The following is a 2,773-nucleotide window of genomic DNA, read 5'->3' as shown; positions in this document are numbered from 1 at the left end:
GGGCCACATGCGGACTCATGCAGCGCAGCATCATTCAATCACCTCGTCAGCCGTCGCGAGTAGCGCGGTTGGAATATTCAGACCGAGAGCGCGAGCAGTCTTAAGATTGATCACCAATCGGAAGCGTTCCGGCTGCTGGATCGGGAGTTCGGCCGCTTTCGCGCCCCGCAGCAGTTTTGCAACATAACCGGCGGAGCGGCGATTGAGGTCAATGATGTCAGGGCCATACGCGAGAAGGCCACCTTCGACCGCTTCTTCACGCCAGTGATACACCGCCGGAATGCGGTTTTGCGCGGCGAGCTCGATGATCTTGCGCCGGTTGGCGAACCCGATGGGGTCCACAAGCACGAGCAGGCCCTGAATATCCTTCGAAGCTATGGTCTGGAAAGCAGGGCCTATGTCCTCCACCGAGCGTTTGATCACCGGAAGTATCTCGACCTGCCGGTCCGCGGCGGTTTTCTGGAAGTCGGCCATCAGCCGTGCATGATATTGGTTGTCGGGGTCGAGGAGCACCGCGAACCGCGACGCCCGTGGCAGTAACTCCAACAGAAGCCCGAAATTCTTGCCGCTGCTTGCGACCCCGGTCAGTCCCGTCACGTTTCCACCCGGCCGCGCAAGACTTGCCGCAAGGCCGACACCGACCGCGTCTGCGGTGGCAGTCACGATGGGGATCGTGCCGGTGACTGCCCTGGCGGCAATTGCCTCGGGCGTGCTGGACGCCACAATCACCTCGACTTCGAGAGCCACCAGCTCGGCGGCAAATCTCGCCAGTTGTTCCCGGTCATTTTTCCAGAACCGGCGCTCGATGATGATGTTCGCGCCCTCCACATATCCCATCTCGCGGAGTCCGCGATCGAAGGCTTCGATTCGTTGGTGCGGAACTGACGCCAGGAAACCGATGCGAGGCATCTTCTTCATGAGCTGATGGGCGGGCTGCGCAATCAAGCTGCGCGGCCAAACGGCACCGATGGCCCCGATCAGTGCAATGAACTCCCGCCGCTGCATGTACCCTCCAAGGACCACGCCTGGGGATGACTACATTAGCATTTTGCCATGGGACCGTGTGATCGACGGAGGTATGCGGGACTGAGATGGGCCGTTTGGGTTGAATAAGTCGAAAATAACGTCACAGCAAGAACCTCGCTGAATTAGGTCAGAGCGAGTGATGAAGTTCTCGCCTTCAACCCAACTATGCTCTCGGAGCTTTCGCAGAAAAGCATCGAGCGTGCGTTGTACCAACTCCCGGCTCGGAGCACTTAGATAAACAATTCGATGGACACGTTCCTTTTGCCGGGCGCGCGCGGCAACTGGCCAAATTGCGGCCAGTCCGCCGAGGGTCGACATGAAATCGCGTCGCCTCATGACTAGCGCCTCCAAACAGCGGAGCATTATGGGGCGCAATCAGGACCGAGGATAGGGAAATGAGTCCGCAATGGGTCGAATGCAGACTGTCGCGGTCGCGCGGCAAGGTCGCTACGGGCCGACATCGGGCGTAGAGCCTTATTCGATCACCTCGTCCGCACGGGCGAGCAGTGATGGCGGGATTTCGATGCCTAAGGAGCGCGCGGTTGCTGAGTTGAGAACCAAGCTGAACTCCGTGGGCTGCTGAATGGGCAAATCCTCCGGCCGAGCACCTCCCAAGATTCGTGCGGCGTAGATGCCGGCTTTTTCAAAGTTTGCGACAAGGCTCGGCCCGTAGCTCATCAGGCCACCGGCCGCCGGAAATTCGCGGAATTCATAGGACGCCGGAAGCGAATGACGATCGGCCAATGCGACAAGTTGCGCACGCAGGTTGAAAAATATCGCATCGTTGCTGACGAGGACCGCCCCGACTTGGGCACTAACAAGCTGCCTGAAAGCTGGCTCTAATTCATCTTGGTTGCGCGCCTTGGCTACTTTCAAGGTCCGCCCGGTCGAACGGGCAACTTCGTCAATTTCCTGAAGCAAGTCTTGATTGTCAGGGTTCACCAAAAATCCGACGGTAGCCTTTTGCTGGAGCAGCTCCTGGATCAGTTCGAGGCGCTTTAGGACAAGCCTCGCTGTCATCATAGATATGCCCGTGGCGTTGCCCCCGGGGTGAGCGAAGCTCTTTGCCAGTCCGAGCTTCACGGGGTCTGACGCGATTACGAATACGATCGGAATGGTTGAAGTTACTTTCCTTGCGGCGAGCGCAACCACATTGCCCCCTCCGATGATCAGCGCTGGATTGAAATGCAAGAGCTCCTGAGCGAGCTCCGGAAGCCTACTGTGGTTTCCTCGTGCCCACCTACGTTCTATCGTAACGTTTTTGCCAACTACGAAACCCCTCTCCGCGAGACCTCTTTCGAATGCTGCGTCATAGGGACTCGCAATGTCAGGGGAACCCACGGACAACAGACCGATAACAGCTACCGCTGAACGTTGCGCGCTCGCCGTCAGCGGCCACAGAGGTGCCGCGCCGACAAGAAGCGTGATGAACTCCCGCCGTCTCATGTGCGCTCCTAAGCTCTCTGGTGACGGCATCGTAGCCGTTCAGGCGAGCTCATTGAAAGTGGCCAAGGTCAAAAGTGTTGCATCCGCGAACCGCCGCAGACTTCTGTCTCCCCCAGCTCCACGAAGCGAGAAACATTTGTTCCCGCTCCTAGAATTGCAATATGGCAAGCCAATTTGCGACAGCATTACTGCTACACATCTCGCTGGGATTGCTGACCATGCCATTGTTTAAGGAGATCAGGGACCCTGACGATGCTCACGTTCCGGCGTCAGGCACGTGCAACCGCAAGAATGAGTTTCG

At 58.2% G+C, this 2,773-nt stretch carries 2 protein-coding genes; both read right to left on the bottom strand.

Annotated elements, in window-relative coordinates:
• Positions 1-30: 30 nt before the first annotated feature.
• On the bottom strand, positions 31-1,005 hold the full coding sequence (locus tag I6F12_RS36900) for an ABC transporter substrate-binding protein (RefSeq protein WP_036002174.1): 975 nt from the start codon (positions 1,003-1,005) through the stop codon (positions 31-33).
• 495 nt (positions 1,006-1,500) lie between these two features.
• Positions 1,501-2,472 carry an ABC transporter substrate-binding protein gene (locus I6F12_RS36895; RefSeq protein ID WP_225158532.1) on the bottom strand — a complete coding sequence of 324 codons (972 nt, stop codon included), beginning with the start codon at positions 2,470-2,472 and terminating at the stop codon, positions 1,501-1,503.
• Positions 2,473-2,773: the final 301 nt, after the last annotated feature.

Source organism: Bradyrhizobium sp. IC4059 (assembly GCF_020193615.1).
GTDB classification, from domain to species: domain Bacteria; phylum Pseudomonadota; class Alphaproteobacteria; order Rhizobiales; family Xanthobacteraceae; genus Bradyrhizobium; species Bradyrhizobium yuanmingense.
Note: the sequence above shows the minus strand (reverse complement) of the source record. Positions and strands in the feature narration are given on the sequence as shown.

Coding starts and splice junctions, on each gene's coding strand:
- I6F12_RS36895 (WP_225158532.1), bottom strand. CDS start 2,472: ATGAGACGGCGGGAGTTCATCACGCTTCTTGTCGGCGCGGCACCTCTG.
- I6F12_RS36900 (WP_036002174.1), bottom strand. CDS start 1,005: ATGCAGCGGCGGGAGTTCATTGCACTGATCGGGGCCATCGGTGCCGTT.